Here is a 17,561-nt window from a genome sequence, read left to right as displayed (position 1 = left end):
CCGCCGCAGGAGCGTGTGCGCCACCCGTCGCCGGGTGCGCACGCCTTCCCCGCTTCGCCGCGCGCCGACGCGCCGCACCGGTTCGCCGGCGAACAGAACGATATTGACGAGGACGATGATGGTCGAGGCCCCTTCCAGCACGCAGAAGCGCTTTGCAAAGGCGCCCTCTCCCGCCGAGCTGCCGAAGGTGGACGCCGAGATTCTCGACTTCTGGAAAGCCGATGGCACCTTCCAGGCCTCCATCGACGAGCGCCCGGAAGACGACCAGTTCGTCTTCTATGACGGCCCGCCCTTCGCCAACGGCCTGCCCCATTACGGCCATCTGCTCACCGGCTTCGCCAAGGACGTGATCCCGCGCTTCCAGACCATGAAGGGCAAGCGCGTGGAGCGCCGATTCGGCTGGGACACGCACGGCCTTCCGGCAGAGCTCGCCGCGGAGAAGACGCTCGGCATTTCAGGCCGCAAAGCCGTAATGGACATGGGCATCGACAAGTTCAATGGGGCCGCGCGCGCCGAGGTGATGAAATACGCGTCCGAGTGGGAGGAGTATGTCACCCGCCAGGCGCGCTGGGTGGATTTCGAGAAGGACTACAAGACCCTCGACATCACCTTTATGGAAAGCTGCCTGTGGGCGTTCAAGCAGCTCTGGGACAAGGGCGTGGTCTACAAGGACTATCGCGTGGTCCCGTATTCCTGGGCGGTGGAGAGCCCGCTCTCCAATTTCGAGACCCGGCTGGACAATTCATATCGCAACCGCACCGACCCGGCGGTGACGGTGAAGTTCACCCTGAAAGACGGCCAGGGCGATCTCTCCGGCGCGAAATTCCTGATCTGGACGACGACGCCCTGGACCCTGCCGTCCAACCTGGCCTGCGCCGCCGGCGCCGACATCACCTATGCGATACTTGAAAAGGACGGCGAGCGCCTGATCCTCTCAGCCAACGCGCTGGAGAAATACAAGAAGCAGCTGGAAGGCTTTCAGCGCACCGGCGAGGTCATCGGCCGCGATCTGGGCGGGCTCACCTATCATCCGCCATTTGACTATTTCGTCGGCCGCGAGAACGCCCACCAGATCCTCATCGAGGACTTCGTCACCGACGAGGACGGCACGGGGCTGGTGCACATGGCGCCGGGCTTCGGCGAAGACGATCTGAAAGCCTGCCGCAGGGCGGGCATCGCCGTCGTGGTGCCGGTGGACCAGGCCGGGCGCTACACCAGCGACGTCTCCGACTATGAGGGGATGCTGGTGTTCGAGGCGAACAAGCCGATCACCGAGCGGATGAAGGCGGAAGGCAAGCTCTTCCGCCACGACACGTACGACCACAATTATCCCCATTGCTGGCGCACCGACGAGCCGCTGATCTACAAGGCGGTCGACAGCTGGTATCTGCGCGTCTCCGATTTCCGTGAGCGGATGGTGGAGCTTAACCAGGAAATCAACTGGTCGCCCGCCCATGTGAAGGACGGCATTTTCGGCAACTGGCTCGCCGGGGCGCAGGACTGGAACATCTCCCGCTCGCGCTTCTGGGGCACCCCGATCCCGATCTGGGTCAGCGACGATCCGGCCTATCCGCGTACCGACGTCTACGGCTCGATTCTGGAGCTGGAGCGCGATTTCGGTGCGAAAGTCACCGATCTGCACCGACCCTATATCGACCAGCTGACGCGCCCCAACCCGGACGATCCTACAGGCAAGTCCACCATGCGCCGGGTCGAAGACGTTTTCGACGTCTGGTTTGATTCAGGCTCCATGCCCTACGCCCAGGTCCACTACCCGTTCGAGAACAAGACCTGGTTCGAAGCCAACTTCCCGGCCGACTTCATCGTCGAATACGTCGCCCAGACCCGCGGCTGGTTCTACACGCTCACCGTCCTGTCCACGATGCTGTTCGACCAGCCGCCGTTCAAGAACGCCATCTGCCACGGCGTGGTGCTGGACGAAAACCGCCAGAAGCTCTCCAAACGCCTGCGCAACTATCCAGACCCGCTGGGTTTCTTCAACGAGTACGGCTCGGACGTGATGCGCTGGTTCCTGATCTCCAGCCCGGTACTGAACGGCGGCGATCTTCTGGTGCCCAAGGAAGGCCGCGAGATCGCCAGCATCCAGCGCGAGGCCATCGCGCCGCTGATGAACGCGTATTCGTTCTTCTCCCTCTACGCCAATCTGGAGAGCCGGGCGCCGCGGATCATCACGAAGGCCGATGATCCGCTGGACCGCTACATCCTCACCAAGACCGGCGAGCTCGCCCGCGATGTGGGTGCGGCGCTGGACGCCTACGATATTCCACGCGCCTGCCGCGAGACCGTGTCCTATTTCGAGGCCCTGACGAACTGGTATATCCGCAGGTCGCGTTCGCGCTTCTGGGGCTCGCAAGACGAGGCCGGCAAGAACGCCGCGTTTGATACTCTGTACACGGCGCTTGTGAAGACCTGCCGCGTGCTCGCCCCGCTCCTGCCCATTGTCACAGAGAAGCTTTACAAGGCGCTCACCGGCGAGCGGTCGGTGCATCTGTCGCTGTGGCCGGAGGCGAATGAGTTTCCCGCCGACCATGATCTCGTGCGCGCCATGGACCTGGTGCGCGAGGCGGCCTCGGCGGCGCTGGCGGTGCGCGAGCGGGCGCGCCTGCGCGTGCGCCTGCCGCTGAAGACGCTGACCGTTGTGCACGCCGAAAGCGATGCTTTGAAGCCATATGCCGAGCTTCTGGCCGACGAGGTGAATGTGCGCACCATCGCCTTCTCCACTGACCTCGACGCCTATGGCAGCGTGCAGCTGAAGCCAGATCCGCGCATCGGCAAGCGGCTGGGCAAGGTGATGAAAGACGTCATGGGCGCGGCGCGCTCGGGCGCCTTCACGCTGAACGCCGACGGAACCGCCACATTGGCCGGCGAGACGCTGGCGCCGGACGAGTTCCAACTCGCCATGGTGGCCGAAGAGGGCAGCGCCGCCGAGCCCTTCGCGGGCACCGGCGCCATTGTGCTTGATATCTCGGTTGACGAAGACCAGGAGCGCGAAGGCCTCGCCCGCGACCTCGTCCGCGCGGTGCAGACCGCCCGCAAGGACGCCGGGCTGGAGGTCTCCGACCGCATCGATCTGGCGATCACCGGCGGCGCCAACACCAAGGCCGCGATCGCCGAGCACGGCGAGTTTATAAAGAGCGAAACTCTCGCCCTGTCGCTGTCCGACGCCGCCCAGGACGGATCGGCGAGCGAGATCGCCGGCGAGACCGTGACGATAGTGGTGAAGAAGGCGGGCTGACCGGTCCCTCCCCCTCGTGGGGAGGGTGGGCCGCGCGCGAGCGCGGGTCGGGTGGAGGGGAGCACCCGAGTCCGCAGGCCGATGAGTTTACTGTCCCCACCCCACCCGTCAGGCTTCGCCTGACACCCTCCCCATCAAGGGGAGGGACACCGCCGCGACCAGCCGGAACAGAAAAAAACGCACATGACCGAGCAAAGCTACGATTTCACCGCGCTGGAAACCAAATGGCGCGATTACTGGGACGCCCACGGCGTCAATGTCACGGGCCAGCCCGAGCCCGGCGACAAGACGTTCTACGTGCTCGACATGTTCCCCTACCCGTCAGGCGCCGGGCTGCATGTGGGCCATCCGGTAGGCTATCTCGCGACAGATATCGTGGCGCGCTACAAGAAGATGGCCGGATACTCCGTGCTCCACCCCATGGGCTGGGACAGCTTCGGCCTGCCCGCCGAGCGTTATGCCGAGCGCACCGGTGTGCATCCCGCCGACAGCACGGAAAAGAACATCGCCACCTACAAACGCCAGATGCGGCTTTTGGGCCTCGGCTATGACTGGAGCCGCGAGATCGCGACCTCCAAGCCGGAATATTACAAGTGGACGCAAGTCATCTTCACCCGGCTCTACAACGCGTTCTATGACGCGGAGGCCGGGCGGGCGCGGCCCATCGAAGAGCTGGCCATCCCCGAAGACGTAAGGGCCGGCGGCAAGCTGGCGGTGCAGGAGTATCAGGACGATCACCGCCTGGTGTATTACGAGACCGCGCCGGTGAACTGGTGCCCGGAGCTCGGCACGATCCTGGCCAATGAAGAGGTCTACGACGGCAAATCCGAGCAGGGCTACGAGGTCGTCCGCGTGCCCCTGCGTCAGGTGAAGATGCGTATCACCGCCTATGCCGAGCGCCTGATCGCCGATCTGGACGCCCTGGACTGGCCCGAAGGCATCAAGGAAAGCCAGCGCAACTGGATCGGCAAGTCGCAGGGCGTCACCCTCGCCTTCCCCGTCGCCGGGACCGATCACCATATCGAGACCTTCACCACCCGCGTGGATACGCTGGGCGGGGTGACCTTCCTGGCTCTGGCGCCCGAACACCCTCTGGCGGCGGATCTGGCCACCGATGATCACCGCGCAGAGGTCACGGCCTATATCGAGGCCGCCGCCCGCAAGTCCGATCGCGACCGCACCGTGGACGCGGAGAAGACCGGCGTGTTCACCGGCGCGGAAGCGGAAAATCCCGTCACCGGCAAGCGGGTGAAGATCTTCGTGGCCGACTACGTGCTGCCCGATTACGGCACCGGCGCGGTGATGGGCGTGCCCGCCCACGATGTGCGCGATTTCGCCTTCGCCACCAAGTACGGCCTCGACATCGTCCCGGTAATCGATCCGGGTACGGATCACCCTGACCGCGAGGCGGTTCTGGCCGGCGCCAAATGCTGGACCGAGGACGGGGTGATGCTGGCGCCGCCGGGTGAGAGCGGGCTCTATCAGGCCGGCGTGCGCTGGCGCGACGCACGCGAGGCGGTGGCCGATCATCTTGAGGCGAGCGGCCTTGGGCGCCGAGTCACCAGCTATAATCTGCGCGACTGGATTTTCGCCCGCCAGCGCTATTGGGGCGAGCCGATTCCCATCGTTCACTGGGAAGACGGCACGCGCACCACCCTGCCCGAAGACCAGCTGCCGCTGACCCTGCCCCATATCGACAGCTACAAGCCCACCGGCCACGCGGAATCCCCGCTGGCGCGCGCCGAAGACTGGCTTGAGGTCACTGATCCCAAGACTGGCCTGAAAGGCCGGCGCGAGACCAGCACCATGCCGCAATGGGCGGGAAGCTGCTGGTATTATTTGCGCTTCAAGGATCCCAGGAACGCCGACGCGCTGGTCGATCCCGAGATCGAGAAAGCCTGGGGCTCGGTGGACCTCTATGTGGGCGGCGCCGAGCACGCGACGCTGCACCTGCTCTATGCGCGCTTCTGGCACAAGGTGCTGTTCGATCTGGGCTTCGTCTCCACCATCGAGCCGTTTCAGAAGCTGGTGAACCAGGGCCTGCTCACCAGCCACGCCTTCCGGAACGCGCGCGGGATCACCCTTCCCGTGGACGAGGTGGTGGAAAAAGACGAGGGCGTCTTCATCCACGAACCCACCGGCGAGCGCGTCGAGAAGGTCGGGGCGAAGATGTCGAAATCGCTCCACAACGTCGTGACGCCCGACGACGTGGTCGCTCGCTTTGGGGCGGACGCTTTCCGGGTGCACATGATGTTCATGGGCCCGGTGGAATCCATGCGCGAATGGGACACCGAGCGCACCGGCTCCGCGCTGAAATTCCTGCGCCGGGTCTGGCGTTTCGCCACCGGAGCGCTGGACGCGCCGGCAGCCGAGGACCCCAAACCCGTCTCGCTGGCGCGCACCACGCTGGTGCTGGCGATCACCGAGGATCTCGATAATCTGCGCCTGAACACCGGCATCGCCGAGCTGATGAAATTCCTCAACGCCGTCGAGGGTCAGCCGATCTCGAAAGAGACGCTGGACACCTTCATTCGCGTCCTCGCCCCCTTCGCGCCCTTCATGGCCGAAGAGCTGTGGGAGAAGGCGGGCGGCGCGCCCAGCGTCTTCACCGCCCACTGGCCCACCGCCGACGCGGCCGAGCTTGAAGCGGCCATCGACACGGTGGAGGTGGTCATCCAGGAAGGCGGCAAGCGCCGCGGCGCAGTGGAGCTTTCGCCCGACGCCGACGACGAGACCGTGCGCACCGCCGCGCTGGCGCTGCTGGACAGCCAGGGAAAGCCCGTCGCCGGCGTGCCGCTGGAGCGGGTCATCGTGGTGCGTGACAAGAAGAGCGGCCGGGTGAAGCTGGTGAACGTGCCGAAGCTCGGCTGATCAAGGCCCATCCCCTGCAAAGGCGGGGGACGGCTGCGAAAGCAGAGAGGCTAACCGCCGAGCACGGCGCCGGTGATCGCCTCGACTTCCAGCGCGTCGCGGCGCGCTGGCGGCAGGGCGGTTTCCAGCGCCGCTTCCAGCCGGTCGCGGTCTGGATCGTCCATGAGCGATCCGGGCCGGTCGAACCCGGCGCGGAGCACCCAGACATAGGCGCGTTCAAGATCGCGCGCCGTTCCATCGCCGGTGGCCAGCGCATAGGCGTAGAGAAACTGGCTTTCACCGTCGCCGGCTTCGGCGCCCCGGCGCGCCCAGTCGGCGGCGCGGGAGGGATTGGCGGCGAGGTTCGGCCCACCCTGGAAATACAACAATGCAAGCTGACCCATGGCGGCCGGCTGTCCCAGCTCGGCGGCGATGCGCATGAGCGAGACGCCGCGCGCGGCGTCTGCGCCCTCGCCTTCGCCATTGAGATGCATGGCCGCGGCCATGAGCGCGCCATGGGCTTCGCCGTTCTCGCCGGCGCGCTCGTACCAGGCGCGCATGGCCGAAAGATCGTGGGGGCCGTGCACCCATTCGCCCAGCGCGTAGGCGTAATCGGAATAGGCCGAAACCCGCCCGCTCTCGGCGGCCAGACGCAGCCAGTCAAGCGCGGCGCCCGCGGCGCCGGGATCGCTGCGGTCCATGAGATAGAGGCCGAACTCCTGGGCGGCGCGCGCGTCGCCGGTCTCGGCGGCGCGCGCGAGGAAGTCCTCGGCCTGAAAGGCGTTGAGCCCGCCCCGGCTGCTGGAGGCCAGGCGCGACAGGATCACCAGCGCGTCGGCGTCGCCCGTCTCGCCGGCCCGGCGCAGCCAGCGCACTGCGGCCTCATCGTCCTGACCGCGCTCAGACAGCCCGTGCAGCAGGATATGACCGGCAAGAAGCGCGCCCGCAGGCTCGCCGCCGCCGGCGGCGGTCTGGGCGTAATCCAGCGCGCTGTCCCAGTCTTCAAGGACGGCCGAGCGCAGGGCGCGGGCCATGACGGCGTCAGTGGTGGAGCGCCCCTCCACCGGATCGCCGGTGGAATCGCGGCTGATCGCGTCATCAAGAGACGGCGGCAGGGCCGGAGACGGGCTTGGCGGCTCATCTGCGCGGGCCTGCACCGTAGCGGCGGCGCCGAGCGCCAGGGCGGTCAGCCCAAAAGCGAGGAGAAGGCTTCGCATGCGTATTCAGGTCCCTGCTCGTGCGACCAGATTCCGCCGCACACCGCCAGATAATCCGCGCCGGCCTCTATCACCGGGCGCGCATTGTCCACCGTTATTCCGCCGATCGCGACGCAGGGAAGCTCGAACAGCTCCCGCCACCAGGTGAACAGCTCAAGAGGCGCAAAGGTCTTTGGCGTTTTCGTGGCGGAGCTGTACACGGCGCCAAAGGCGACATAGTCCGCGCCGCGCTCGCCCGCGAGCATGGCCAGATGCCGGCTGTCATGGCAGCTCACCCCGATGAGGGCGTCCTTGCCGAGAGCCGCGCGCGCATCGGAGAGCTTGCCGTCCTCCTGGCCCATGTGAACGCCGTCGCAGCCGAATTTCGCCGCCAGACGGGGATCATCATTGAAGATCACCGTGGCCCCGGCGCTGCGGGCCGCCTCTATCAGGGGCGGGGCGAGGCGAAGCACCTCTTCCGGCCCATGACCCTTCAGGCGAATCTGCACGGCCGACACCGCGCCCGCCCTTAAGGTGGCGTCGAAGGTCTTGACGAAATCCGGATCGATGCGCGGCGGGGTGAGGATGTAGAGCTCGGCCATGAGGATACGTGTAGCGTGATGCGTCTTCGCGGAGAAGGGCGCGCAGCGCGCAGCGCGCAAAGCTCTGCACCGCCTTTCCTTTGACGGATTCCCTGTCATAGTCTGGCGCGCAGGGGACATTGGAGACAGGCTATGACACGGCTACTCGGTTTGGCGGCGGGCGCGTGCGCTCTTCTTCTCGCGGCGTGTGGCGAGGGTCCCGCGCCCGAGGCGCCGACCTCGGGCGGCGCGCTTCTACAAAGCCGCGCCGAAAACGCCCCCCGCGCTGAAGCGCCGGCGCCGGACGGCCTTGAATACCTGCGCTACGCGGTGAACACCGAAAGCGCCACACCTCAGCTCTGCCTCACCTTCTCCGCCGCGCTGGACCCTGAAACCGACTACTCGGCTTATGTGGACGTGAACGAGCCGGTGGCGCTCAATGTGGACGGGTCCCAGCTGTGCATCGGCGGGCTGAATTACGGCCAGACGCGAGAGCTCACCCTGCGCGCCGGCTTGCCGGCCGCCGACGGCCAAACGCTTGAATCCGACGTCTCCACCACGCTCAGCTTTGACGACCGCCCCGCCTATGTGGGCTTTTCCGGCTCCGGGATCATCCTACCGCGTATTGAAAGCGACGGGCTGGGCATTGAGACCGTGAATGTGGACGCGGTGGAGGTGCGCATTCAGCGAGTCACCGACCGGGCGCTGGCCTTCAAGGAGCTCACCGACGGCTTCACCGCATCGCCGGGCGAATGGAACTGGACGCCCGACCGCGAAGAACCCGCCGAGATGGGCGTTGAAGTCTATCGCGGGCGTATGGATACGACCGGGCCCTCCAACGCGGCGGTGACCACGGTGCTGCCCGTCGCCGAGGCGCTGGGCCGGCTGCAGCCCGGTGCGTATTATGTGGAGCTGTTCGACGCGGCGGCCCTGGACCGCGAAGACCGCGAGCCCGGCGCGCGGGCTGCGCGCTGGCTCATCGTCACCGATCTGGCCTTCACCGCCTATCGCGGCGAGACCGGGATCGAGACCATCATCCGCTCGCTGCAGACCGCCCGGCCCATGGCCGGCGTCGAGGTTCAGCTGGTCGCCCGCTCCAACGAGATCCTGGCCACCCGCACCACCGGCGCCGACGGCCGCGTGCGCTTTCCCGAAGCGCTGCTGGCAGGTGAAACCGGCAATGCGCCGCGGCTCCTGACCGCCTATGGGCCGTCGGGCGATTTTGCGCTGCTGGACCTGCAGCGCGCGCCGGTGGACCTCACCGACGCTCCCGTTGACGGCCGCGCGCCCGCCGGCGCGGCGGACGCCTATGTCTATCTCGATCGTGGCATTTACCGCCCCGGGGAAACCGTCGAGGCGAGCGCGCTCCTGCGCGGCCCCGCCGGCAGCGCGCTGACGAACCGGGCCGGCGCCCTCATCGTCTATCAGCCCAACGGCCTTGAGTTTGCGCGCCATCGCTTTGACTCCGCGCCCCAGGCCGGCGGGATCACCCACAGCTTTAATCTGCCCGCCGGCGCCGCGCGCGGCGGCTGGCGCATCGCCGCCGAGCTTGACGGTGTCGGGACCGTGGGCGGCGAGAGCTTCCAGGTGGAGGACTTCGTGCCCCAGCGCGTCGCCCTGACGCTGGACGCCGATACAGAGACCGCGATGACCGCCGGCGATACGCGCCTGATCGAGGCGCGCGCCCGCTTTCTCTATGGCGCGCCGGGCGCAGGGCTCACCATGGAGGGTACGGCCCGCATCCAGCGCGACCCCAGCCCCTTTGACGGCTATGGCGGATACAGCTTCGGGCTCCATGACGAGCAATTCGGCGAAGAGCTGATCGACCTGCCGCGCACCACCGCGGACGGCAACGGCGAGGCGCAAATTCCGCTGGCCGTGGGCCGGCGCGGCGCCCAGTCAAGCTATCCGCTGCGCGTGCGCGCCGTGGTGCGCGTGCAGGAGCCGGGCGGCCGGGCGGTGGCCGATGATGTGATTCTGCCCTACCGGCCGCGCGATATCTATGCCGGTCTGAGCGCAGAGTTTTCCGGCCGGGCCGAGCGCGAAGCGCCGGCGGAGTTCTCCGCCGTCGCCCTGAACGCCGCCGGCGAGCCCATGAGCGGCCGTCTCAGCTGGCGTCTGGTGCGCAACGACACCGATTATGACTGGTACCGCACCTCCGGCGGTGAATGGCGCTGGCGGCGCACCGAGACCGTCGTGCCGATTACGCAAGGCGTGATCTCCATGGACGGCGATGCGCCCGCGCGCATCGTCACCCCGCCGCTGGACTGGGGCGATTATGATCTGATCGTCGCCGACGGCGAAGGCCGCGACCTCGCCAGCCGCAGCTTCTGGGTCGGCTGGGGCGGTCAGACCGAAGACGGCGAAGCCGCGCCCGATCAGGTGCGGGTGGCCGGTCCCGACACGCCCGTGGCGGTCGGCGAAGAAGCCGTGGTGACGATCCAGGCCCCCTATGCCGGACTGGCCGACGTGGTGGTCGCCACCGACCGGGTGCTGATCCTGCGCCAGATCGCCATCCCCGAAGAGGGCGCGCAGGTGCGCCTGCCGGTGACGCGCGACTGGGGCCAGGGCGCCTATGTGATGATCACGGTGCACACCCCGCGCGATCCGGTGGACCAGCCGCTGCCGCGCCGCGCCGTGGGCGTCGCCTACGTGCCGGTGAATATCGACGACCGCACGATTGAGGTGACGCTGGACGCGCCCGAGCTCACCGAGCCGAACCAGACCGTGCAGATCCCGGTGACGGCCCAAGGCGCCGGCGATCAGATCTTCATGACGCTGGCCGCGGTGGACGAGGGCGTGCTGCTGCTCACCCGTCACCAGAGCCCGGACCCGGTGGATTTCATCTTCGGCAAGGAGCGCCTGGGCGTTGATCTGCTGGACGATTACGGCCGGGTGCTGGATCCCAATCTGGGCGCCGCCGGCGCGCTGCGCTCGGGCGGTGACCAGATCGGCGGGGCGGGTCTCTCTGTCGTGCCGACCCAGACCGTCGCCCTGTTCACCGGCCCCGTGGCTTTGAACAATCAGGGCCGCGGCACGATCAATCTGGCGCTGCCCGACTTCAACGGCGAGCTGCGCCTCATGGCGGTGGCCTGGAGCCAGGCCGGTCTTGGCTCGGCGAGCCAGCCCATGACGGTGCGCGACCCGGTCGCCGCCGAGCTGATCCTGCCGCGCTTCCTGGCGCCCGGCGATGAAGCGTTCGCCACGGCCAGCCTTGACAATGTGGACGGGCCGGACGGCGCTTACAGGGCTTCAGTCACCGCAGAAGGCCCGCTCAGCGTGACCTCGGACACGGTGGAAACCACCTTGTCTCCGGGCGAACGCCGCGACTCCGCAGTGGCGCTTGAGGCGAACGCGGAAGGTATTGGCGCGCTCACCCTCGACGTGGCCGGGCCGGACGGCTTCACCGCCTCCAGTAGCTATCCCATCCAGGTGCGCTCGCCCTTTCTGCCCGAAACCCGGGCCAGCGGCGTGATCCTTCAGCCCGGCCGGACCTATCAGCCCTCGGCCGATCTCCTGGCCGGCTATACACCCGGCTCCGCCATGGCGCAGATCTCGGTCTCGTCCTCGCCCATCGACGCCGCTGCGCTCTATCAATCGCTTTACGCCTATCCTTACGCCTGCTCTGAACAGCTGGTGAGCCGGGTGAAGCCCCTCCTCTACGCCGGCCATCTCGCATCGCTTGCGGGCGGAGACGGGCCGGACGGCGCGGCGGCGCAGGTCCGCGGCGCGCTGGAGACGATCCTTGGCCGGCAGGGCCAGGACGGCGCCTTCGGCCTGTGGCGCATGGGCGACGGCGACGCCTCGCCCTGGCTCGGCGCCTACACCACCGACTTCGTGGCGCGCGCTGCGGCGGCGGGCTATCCAGTGCCGCCGGCGGCGCTGGAGCGGGCGCTGGCCGCCCTGCAGCCGGTGAGCCAGGGCGAGCTCTGGCGTTCAGGCTATGACGGCGAGGTCGGCGATCCGCGCTGGACCTCCGACACCCAGGAGCGCCTGCAGGACCGTAGCGCGGCCTATGCGCTGTATGTGCTGGCCCGCAACGGCCAGGCCGACCGCTCTCGCCTGCGCTACATGCATGACGAGCGCCTGAACAGAATCGAGAGCCCGCTGGCCCGCGCCCATATCGGCGCCGCGCTCGCGAGCCTTGGCGACGAGGCGCGCTCCATCTCCGCCTTCGAGGCGGCGGTCGAGGCGCTGGGCTATGAAAATGACGGCGACTGGTACCAGACTCCCCGGCGCGATCTGGCCGGGGTGATGGCGCTGGCCGCCGAGGCCGGCCGCTTCGAGATCGTCGAGACGCTGAGCCCGCGCCTTGTCCGCGACATACCGGAACCGGCCCGCCTGACCACCCAGGAGAAAGCCTGGATGATCCTGGCCGCCAACGCTCTGGCCGGCGACGCCGACACGCTGGCTGTGAGCTATGATGCAGAGGCCGGCCGCCGCGTGGTGACGCTGGACGATGCGTCGATTGGCGAGGCCGGAACGTTTGAAAACACCGGCGACACGCCGCTCTTCGTTTCAGTGCTGACGCGCGGTGCGCCCGACGGCCCGCCGCCGACGGCGGCGGAGGATCTGCGCCTTGAAAAGCGAATCACTGACACCGCCGGACGCCCGATCAACTCCACCGTCGCCCAGGGCGACCGGCTGGTGATCGCCCTCACGGTGAGGCCGGAGCGCACGGCGCTGGCGAGCTATGTGATCGCCGATCTTCTGCCCGCCGGTTTCGAGATCGAAGCCGTGCTGAACCCCGAAGACGCCGGCCCTGGCGGCCCCTACGCCTTCCTGGGCGAGCTGGACCGGCCCGACATCGCCGAGGCGCGCGACGACCGCTTCGTCGCCGCCTTTGAAGCGCGCCGCACGCCCGATGGTGCGCCGGTGCGGCTGGCCTATCTGGTGCGCGCGGTGACGCCGGGCGAGTTCGCCCTGCCGGGCGCGGTGGCCGAGGACATGTACAAGCCGCAAGTCTTCGCTCGCACCGGCAGCGGCCGCATCACGGTGCAGCGCTAGAGGGCGCCGGCTCACCTTTTACTCCTTCCCCGTCATGGGGAGGGAGTGGCGATAACGATCTGGATGACCCAATCCCCATGGCCGCGACCCCATGAGCCAGCCCCGCCCCTTCCGCTCTCCGCTCGCCGCGCTTGTCGCAGCGGTGCTGGCGTGCGCGGGTCTGATCGTGCTGGCGGACGCGCTTTTTCCGCCGCCCATCGAGCGAGGGCGCGTCGTGTCCTTTGTGGCCGAAGACCGCGACGGCCGGCCCTTGCGCGCGTTTCCGGTGGAGAACGGGCGCTGGCGGCTGGCGATCGATCTGGAGCGGCTGGATCCTGATTTCGTAGACGCGCTCCTCACCATCGAGGATCAGCGCTTTTACGCCCATCCCGGCGTTGATCCGCTGGCGGTCCTTCGCGCCACTGGTCAGGCGGTTCTGCGCGGGCGCATCGTGTCGGGCGCCTCCACCATCACCATGCAGACCGCCCGGCTTCTGGAGCCGCGCCCACGCAATCTTGGTTCCAAGATCGTTGAGGCGGTGCGCGCCCTGCAGCTGGAGGCCCGGCTCTCAAAAGACGAGATTCTGGAGCTTTACCTCACCCTCACCCCCTATGGCGGCAATCTGCAGGGTGTGCGGGCGGCGAGCTGGGCGTGGTTCGGGCGCGAGCCCGATCAGCTCACCCCCGACCAGATCGCGCTGCTCATCGCCCTGCCCCAGAGCCCGGAAGTGCGCCGGCCGGATCTCCGCCCTGAAAGCGCGCGCTGGGCGCGCGCCGCGATCCTGGGTCGCCTGGCGGACGGCGGATGGATCAGTGCGGCGCGGGCCGCCGACGCCGCCGATGAAGCCTTGCCCATCGGGCGCAACGCCTTTCCGGCCGAAGCCTGGCACGCCAGCGAAACACTGGCCCGCCTGCATCCCGGCGAAGGCTCCATGCGCTCGACCCTGGACGCCGCGCTGCAGCGCGAAGTGGAACTCCGGGTACGCCGCCTCGCCGAGACGGGCGGGAGCGGCGTGCAGGCGAGCGCCCTGATCATCGAGATTGAAAGCCGGGCCGTGCGCGCCGCGGTGGGTTCTGCGGGGCGCGATCTGGCTGGCGGCTGGATCGACCTCACATCCGCTCCGCGCTCGCCGGGCTCAACGCTGAAACCGCTGGTCTATGCGCTGGCGTTTGATGACGGCGCCGCGGCCGCCGACACCCTGATCGAGGATCTGCCCGCGCGCTTCGCATCCTACCGGCCGGAGAATTTCGACCGGGCGTTCCGCGGCGAGGTCACCATCGCCGAAGCGCTTCAGCACTCGCTGAACGTTCCGGCGGTGCGCGTGCTTGACCGGGTGGGCGCCAACCGTTTCGCCTCGGCGCTCGCCTTCGCCGGCGCCCACCCTTCCATCCCGCAAAGCCTGGACGGCGCGGCGGGGCTCGCCGTGGCGCTGGGCGGGCTGGGCATGAGCGCGCAGGATCTCGCCGTGCTCTACGCGGCGCTTGGCGATGACGGCCGCGCCAAGCCGCTGGCCTGGACGCGAGAGGCCGCCGACCTGAACCGCGCTGCGCCTGGCGCGAGCCTTGTGAGCGCGGAGAGCGCGCGCGAAATCGTCGACGTGCTCTATGGCTCGCCCGCACCGCCGGGGCGGATGCCAGCGCATCTCTCGGTGAGCGCGCCGAGCATCGCCTACAAGACCGGGACCAGCTACGGCTTCCGCGACGCCTGGGCGGCGGGGATCACCGGCGGGCACGTCATCATCGTATGGACCGGACGCCCCGACGGGGCGCCGCGCCCCGGCTCCACCGGGCGGGAGGCGGCGCTGCCGGCCCTCTTCGATCTGGCCGACACGCTGGCCCGCCACGTGCCAGAAGCCGCCGCGCGCCCCGTCATCGCAGAGCGGCGCACGCCGCAATCGCTGTCGCAATTTGCGCGCGCCGATCAGCCGCCGGACATCCTGTTTCCCCCTGAAGACGCAGAGCTATGGGCCGAAGCGCCGGGGCGGGCCTTCGTTCTGTCCGCTCGCGCACGCTCACCCATCGCCTGGTATGTGGACGGGCGCGCCGCTGGCGCGAACGCCGCCGGCCAGCCGGTCTTCACGCCGGAGGGGCCTGGATTTTATGCGCTTTCCGCCGTGGACGCAGAGGGGCGCGAAACCCGTGTCCGGGTGCGCGTTCGCATCGCCTCTGACGGCGCCTAACCCGGTAAATAAAAAACATTACCGCCCGCCGGGTTTGAACCTGAGCGCAATGTATGTGCTAGGCTCTTTGTGAAACAAACGTGAAGGAGCGCCATGGCTGCGTCCGGCCTGTTCGACACATACGACGCCTCTCCGGCCTTTTGCGAGGTCCTCGGGCGACGCGATGACCCCGAGATTCAGCGGCTTTTCTTCAAGCGTCTGAACAAGCAGACCCGATCCAATCTCGCGCGCCGCAAAAAGCGCGCCGAGGAGGAGCTGTATAATCTGGGGATCACCTTCACCGTATATTTCGGTGACGATACGGTGGACCGGGTCCTTCCATTCGACGTCATTCCCCGTCCGATCACGGCTGAAGACTTCGCCGATCTGGAACAGGGCGTGAAGCAGCGCATCGCCGCGCTCAACGCCTTCCTCCACGACATCTACCACGACCAGAAAATCCTCAAGGACGGCGTCGTGCCCGAGGATCTGGTCACCGGCAATCAGTACTATCTGGCCGAGATGAAGGGCGTGGACGTGCCCCATCGCAACTATGTCCATATCTGCGGCACCGACATGATCCGGGATGTGGACGGCTCGTTCCTGGTGCTGGAGGACAATTGCCGGGCCCCGTCGGGCGTCTCCTACGTCATCGAGAACCGCCATCTGATGCAGCGCTCCTTCCCCGATCTGATGGAGAACGCGAAGGTGCGCCCGGTCTCCGACTACGGGCTGCGCCTGCGCGAAAAGCTCACTGAATGCGCGCCTGAGGGCGTGGATGATCCCAAGATCGTGCTGATGACGCCGGGTATGTTCAACTCGGCTTACTTTGAGCACGTCTTCCTGGCGCGCGAGATGGGCGTGCCGCTGGTGGAGGGCCGCGACCTCTATGTGGATGAGGACGACGAGGTCTTCATGAACACGGTGTCTGGGCCTGAACCGGTCCATGTCATTTACCGGCGCATCGACGACGCCTTCCTGGACCCGGAGGTCTTTCGCAAGGAGTCCATGCTGGGCACGCCCGGCCTGATGCGCGCCATGAAGTCGGGCAAGGTCACCATCGCCAACGCGCCGGGCACCGGCGTCGCGGACGACAAGGCTGTCTACGCCTACATGCCGGAGATCGTACGCTATTATCTGGGCGAGGAGCCGATCCTGAAAAACGTCCACACCTATCTGTGCCGGCGCAAGGAGGACCGCAAATACGTCCTCGACAACTTAGCTGATCTGGTTGTGAAGCCGGTGGGTGAAAGCGGCGGCTACGGCATCGTGGTGGGGCCCAAATCCACCAAGGCCGAGCGCGACGAGGTCGCCAAGGCGATCCGGCGCGATCCGAACAACTATATCGCCCAACCCATGATCACGCTGTCGGCCAGCCCCACGCTCACCAGCGAGGGCGTTGCGCCGCGCCACGTGGATCTTCGCCCCTTCGCCATCACCGGCAAGGACACCTGGGTTCTGCCTGGCGGCCTGACGCGCGTCGCCATGAAAAAGGGCTCCATCATCGTCAATTCCAGCCAAGGCGGAGGGTCGAAAGATACCTGGGTCCTCTCATAAACTGCTGTCTCGCTACGCCGAGCACGCCCTGTGGCTTGGCCGGTATATCGAGCGCGCAGAAAATCTCGCCCGTCTCCTCTCGGTGACGGAAGGCTTTGCGGCCGGCGATGATGACGAAGCCGCCTGGCGCAGCGTGCTGGACACGTTCCAGGACGGTCCGGCCTTTCACAAGGCGAAGCCGAAACTGACCGGCATTAATGTCGTTCGCTGGTACTTCACCGACAGGAGCAACCCCAACTCCATCCTTTCCGCGCTCGCCGCAGCGCGTGAGAACGCGCGGGCGCTGCGCCATATCAGTCCCATCGAGTCATGGAAGCAGATCAACATGCTCTATGCCGAGGTCGCGGATCTAAAATCGCGCCAGGTCACCCTGCCCAAGCTCAACCAGCTGTGCGAGCGGGTGCGCCTGAGCTGCATGACCCATCAGGGTCTGGTGGACGGCACCTGGTATCGCGATGAAGCCTGGCTGTTTCACCGTCTGGGCTCGGAGCTGGAGCGCGCCGATCAGACGACGCGCCTGCTGGACGTGAAATACTACCAGCTCAAGAGCGCCGGCGCCGAGGATGACGCCGGATTCGTCCCGCCCGACATTGTCTGGTGGAATTCGCTGCTGCGTTCGGCGTCGAGCTATCACGCCTTCCGCCGGCGCCATTCACTGTCGGCCGGGCCTACCGAAGCGGCGGCCTTCCTGCTGTTTGATTCCGACTGCCCGCGCTCGGTGAAGCTGTCGGCGCTGGCCGTCACCGACCGCCTGCGTGAGCTGGAACACGATTACGGCGCCGCCCCGGATGAGGCGCTGACGGAGGAATGCCGTAAATTGCTGGTGCTGCTTCAGCCCGACGGACCGGTGAAGCCCGGCAAAAGCCTCCACGCCTATCTTGATGAGGTTCAGGTCCAGCTCAACGCGTTCTCCAGTGCGCTGGCCGCCCGATATTTCATCGCAGACGACTAGGCCCTGACGCGCGCCGTTCGGAACG

The 17,561-nt window shown here is 67.4% G+C and carries 8 protein-coding genes; 6 read left to right on the top strand and 2 right to left on the bottom strand.

Annotated elements, in window-relative coordinates; translation table 11 throughout:
* Window positions 1–115: 115 nt before the first annotated feature.
* Both ileS and leuS read left to right on the top strand, forming a co-directional pair.
* On the top strand, window positions 116–3,256 hold the full coding sequence (gene ileS, locus ACWCOP_RS01225) for an isoleucine--tRNA ligase (protein WP_478249400.1): 3,141 nt from the start codon (window positions 116–118) through the stop codon (window positions 3,254–3,256).
* Window positions 3,257–3,439: 183 nt separating this feature from the next.
* Window positions 3,440–6,127 carry a leucine--tRNA ligase gene (leuS, locus tag ACWCOP_RS01220; protein WP_478249399.1) on the top strand — a complete coding sequence of 896 codons (2,688 nt, stop codon included), beginning with the start codon at window positions 3,440–3,442 and terminating at the stop codon, window positions 6,125–6,127.
* Window positions 6,128–6,177: 50 nt separating this feature from the next.
* Here leuS and ACWCOP_RS01215 read toward each other — a convergent pair whose 3' ends face one another.
* Together ACWCOP_RS01215 and thiE are read right to left on the bottom strand one after the other, a co-directional pair.
* Window positions 6,178–7,323 carry a tetratricopeptide repeat protein gene (locus ACWCOP_RS01215; protein WP_478249398.1) on the bottom strand — a complete coding sequence of 382 codons (1,146 nt, stop codon included), beginning with the start codon at window positions 7,321–7,323 and terminating at the stop codon, window positions 6,178–6,180.
* Window positions 7,293–7,904 (bottom strand): thiamine phosphate synthase, encoded by a 612-nt coding sequence (gene thiE, locus ACWCOP_RS01210; protein ID WP_478249397.1) that lies wholly within the window; start codon window positions 7,902–7,904, stop codon window positions 7,293–7,295. The genes ACWCOP_RS01215 and thiE overlap by 31 nt, the downstream gene beginning before the upstream one ends.
* 132 nt (window positions 7,905–8,036) lie before the next feature.
* Between thiE and ACWCOP_RS01205 the strand changes: the two genes are divergently transcribed.
* The 4 genes from ACWCOP_RS01205 to ACWCOP_RS01190 all read left to right on the top strand — a co-directional run bounded on the left by ACWCOP_RS01205 (window position 8,037) and on the right by ACWCOP_RS01190 (window position 17,536).
* Window positions 8,037–12,890, top strand: a complete 4,854-nt coding sequence (locus ACWCOP_RS01205; protein WP_478249396.1) for an alpha-2-macroglobulin family protein — start codon at window positions 8,037–8,039, stop codon at window positions 12,888–12,890.
* 91 nt (window positions 12,891–12,981) lie between these two features.
* Complete coding sequence (gene pbpC, locus ACWCOP_RS01200) at window positions 12,982–15,048, top strand: penicillin-binding protein 1C (RefSeq protein ID WP_478249395.1); 2,067 nt, start codon at window positions 12,982–12,984, stop codon at window positions 15,046–15,048.
* 93 nt (window positions 15,049–15,141) lie between these two features.
* Window positions 15,142–16,584, top strand: coding sequence for a circularly permuted type 2 ATP-grasp protein (locus ACWCOP_RS01195; RefSeq protein WP_478249394.1), 1,443 nt, complete (start codon window positions 15,142–15,144; stop codon window positions 16,582–16,584).
* Window positions 16,538–17,536, top strand: a complete 999-nt coding sequence (locus ACWCOP_RS01190) for an alpha-E domain-containing protein (protein WP_478250711.1) — start codon at window positions 16,538–16,540, stop codon at window positions 17,534–17,536. The genes ACWCOP_RS01195 and ACWCOP_RS01190 overlap by 47 nt, the downstream gene beginning before the upstream one ends.
* Window positions 17,537–17,561: the final 25 nt, after the last annotated feature.

The sequence above is a fragment of the Apolloniradiicaulis salifontis genome, from assembly GCF_053756655.1.
This window is presented reverse-complemented; position numbering and strand designations above follow the sequence as displayed.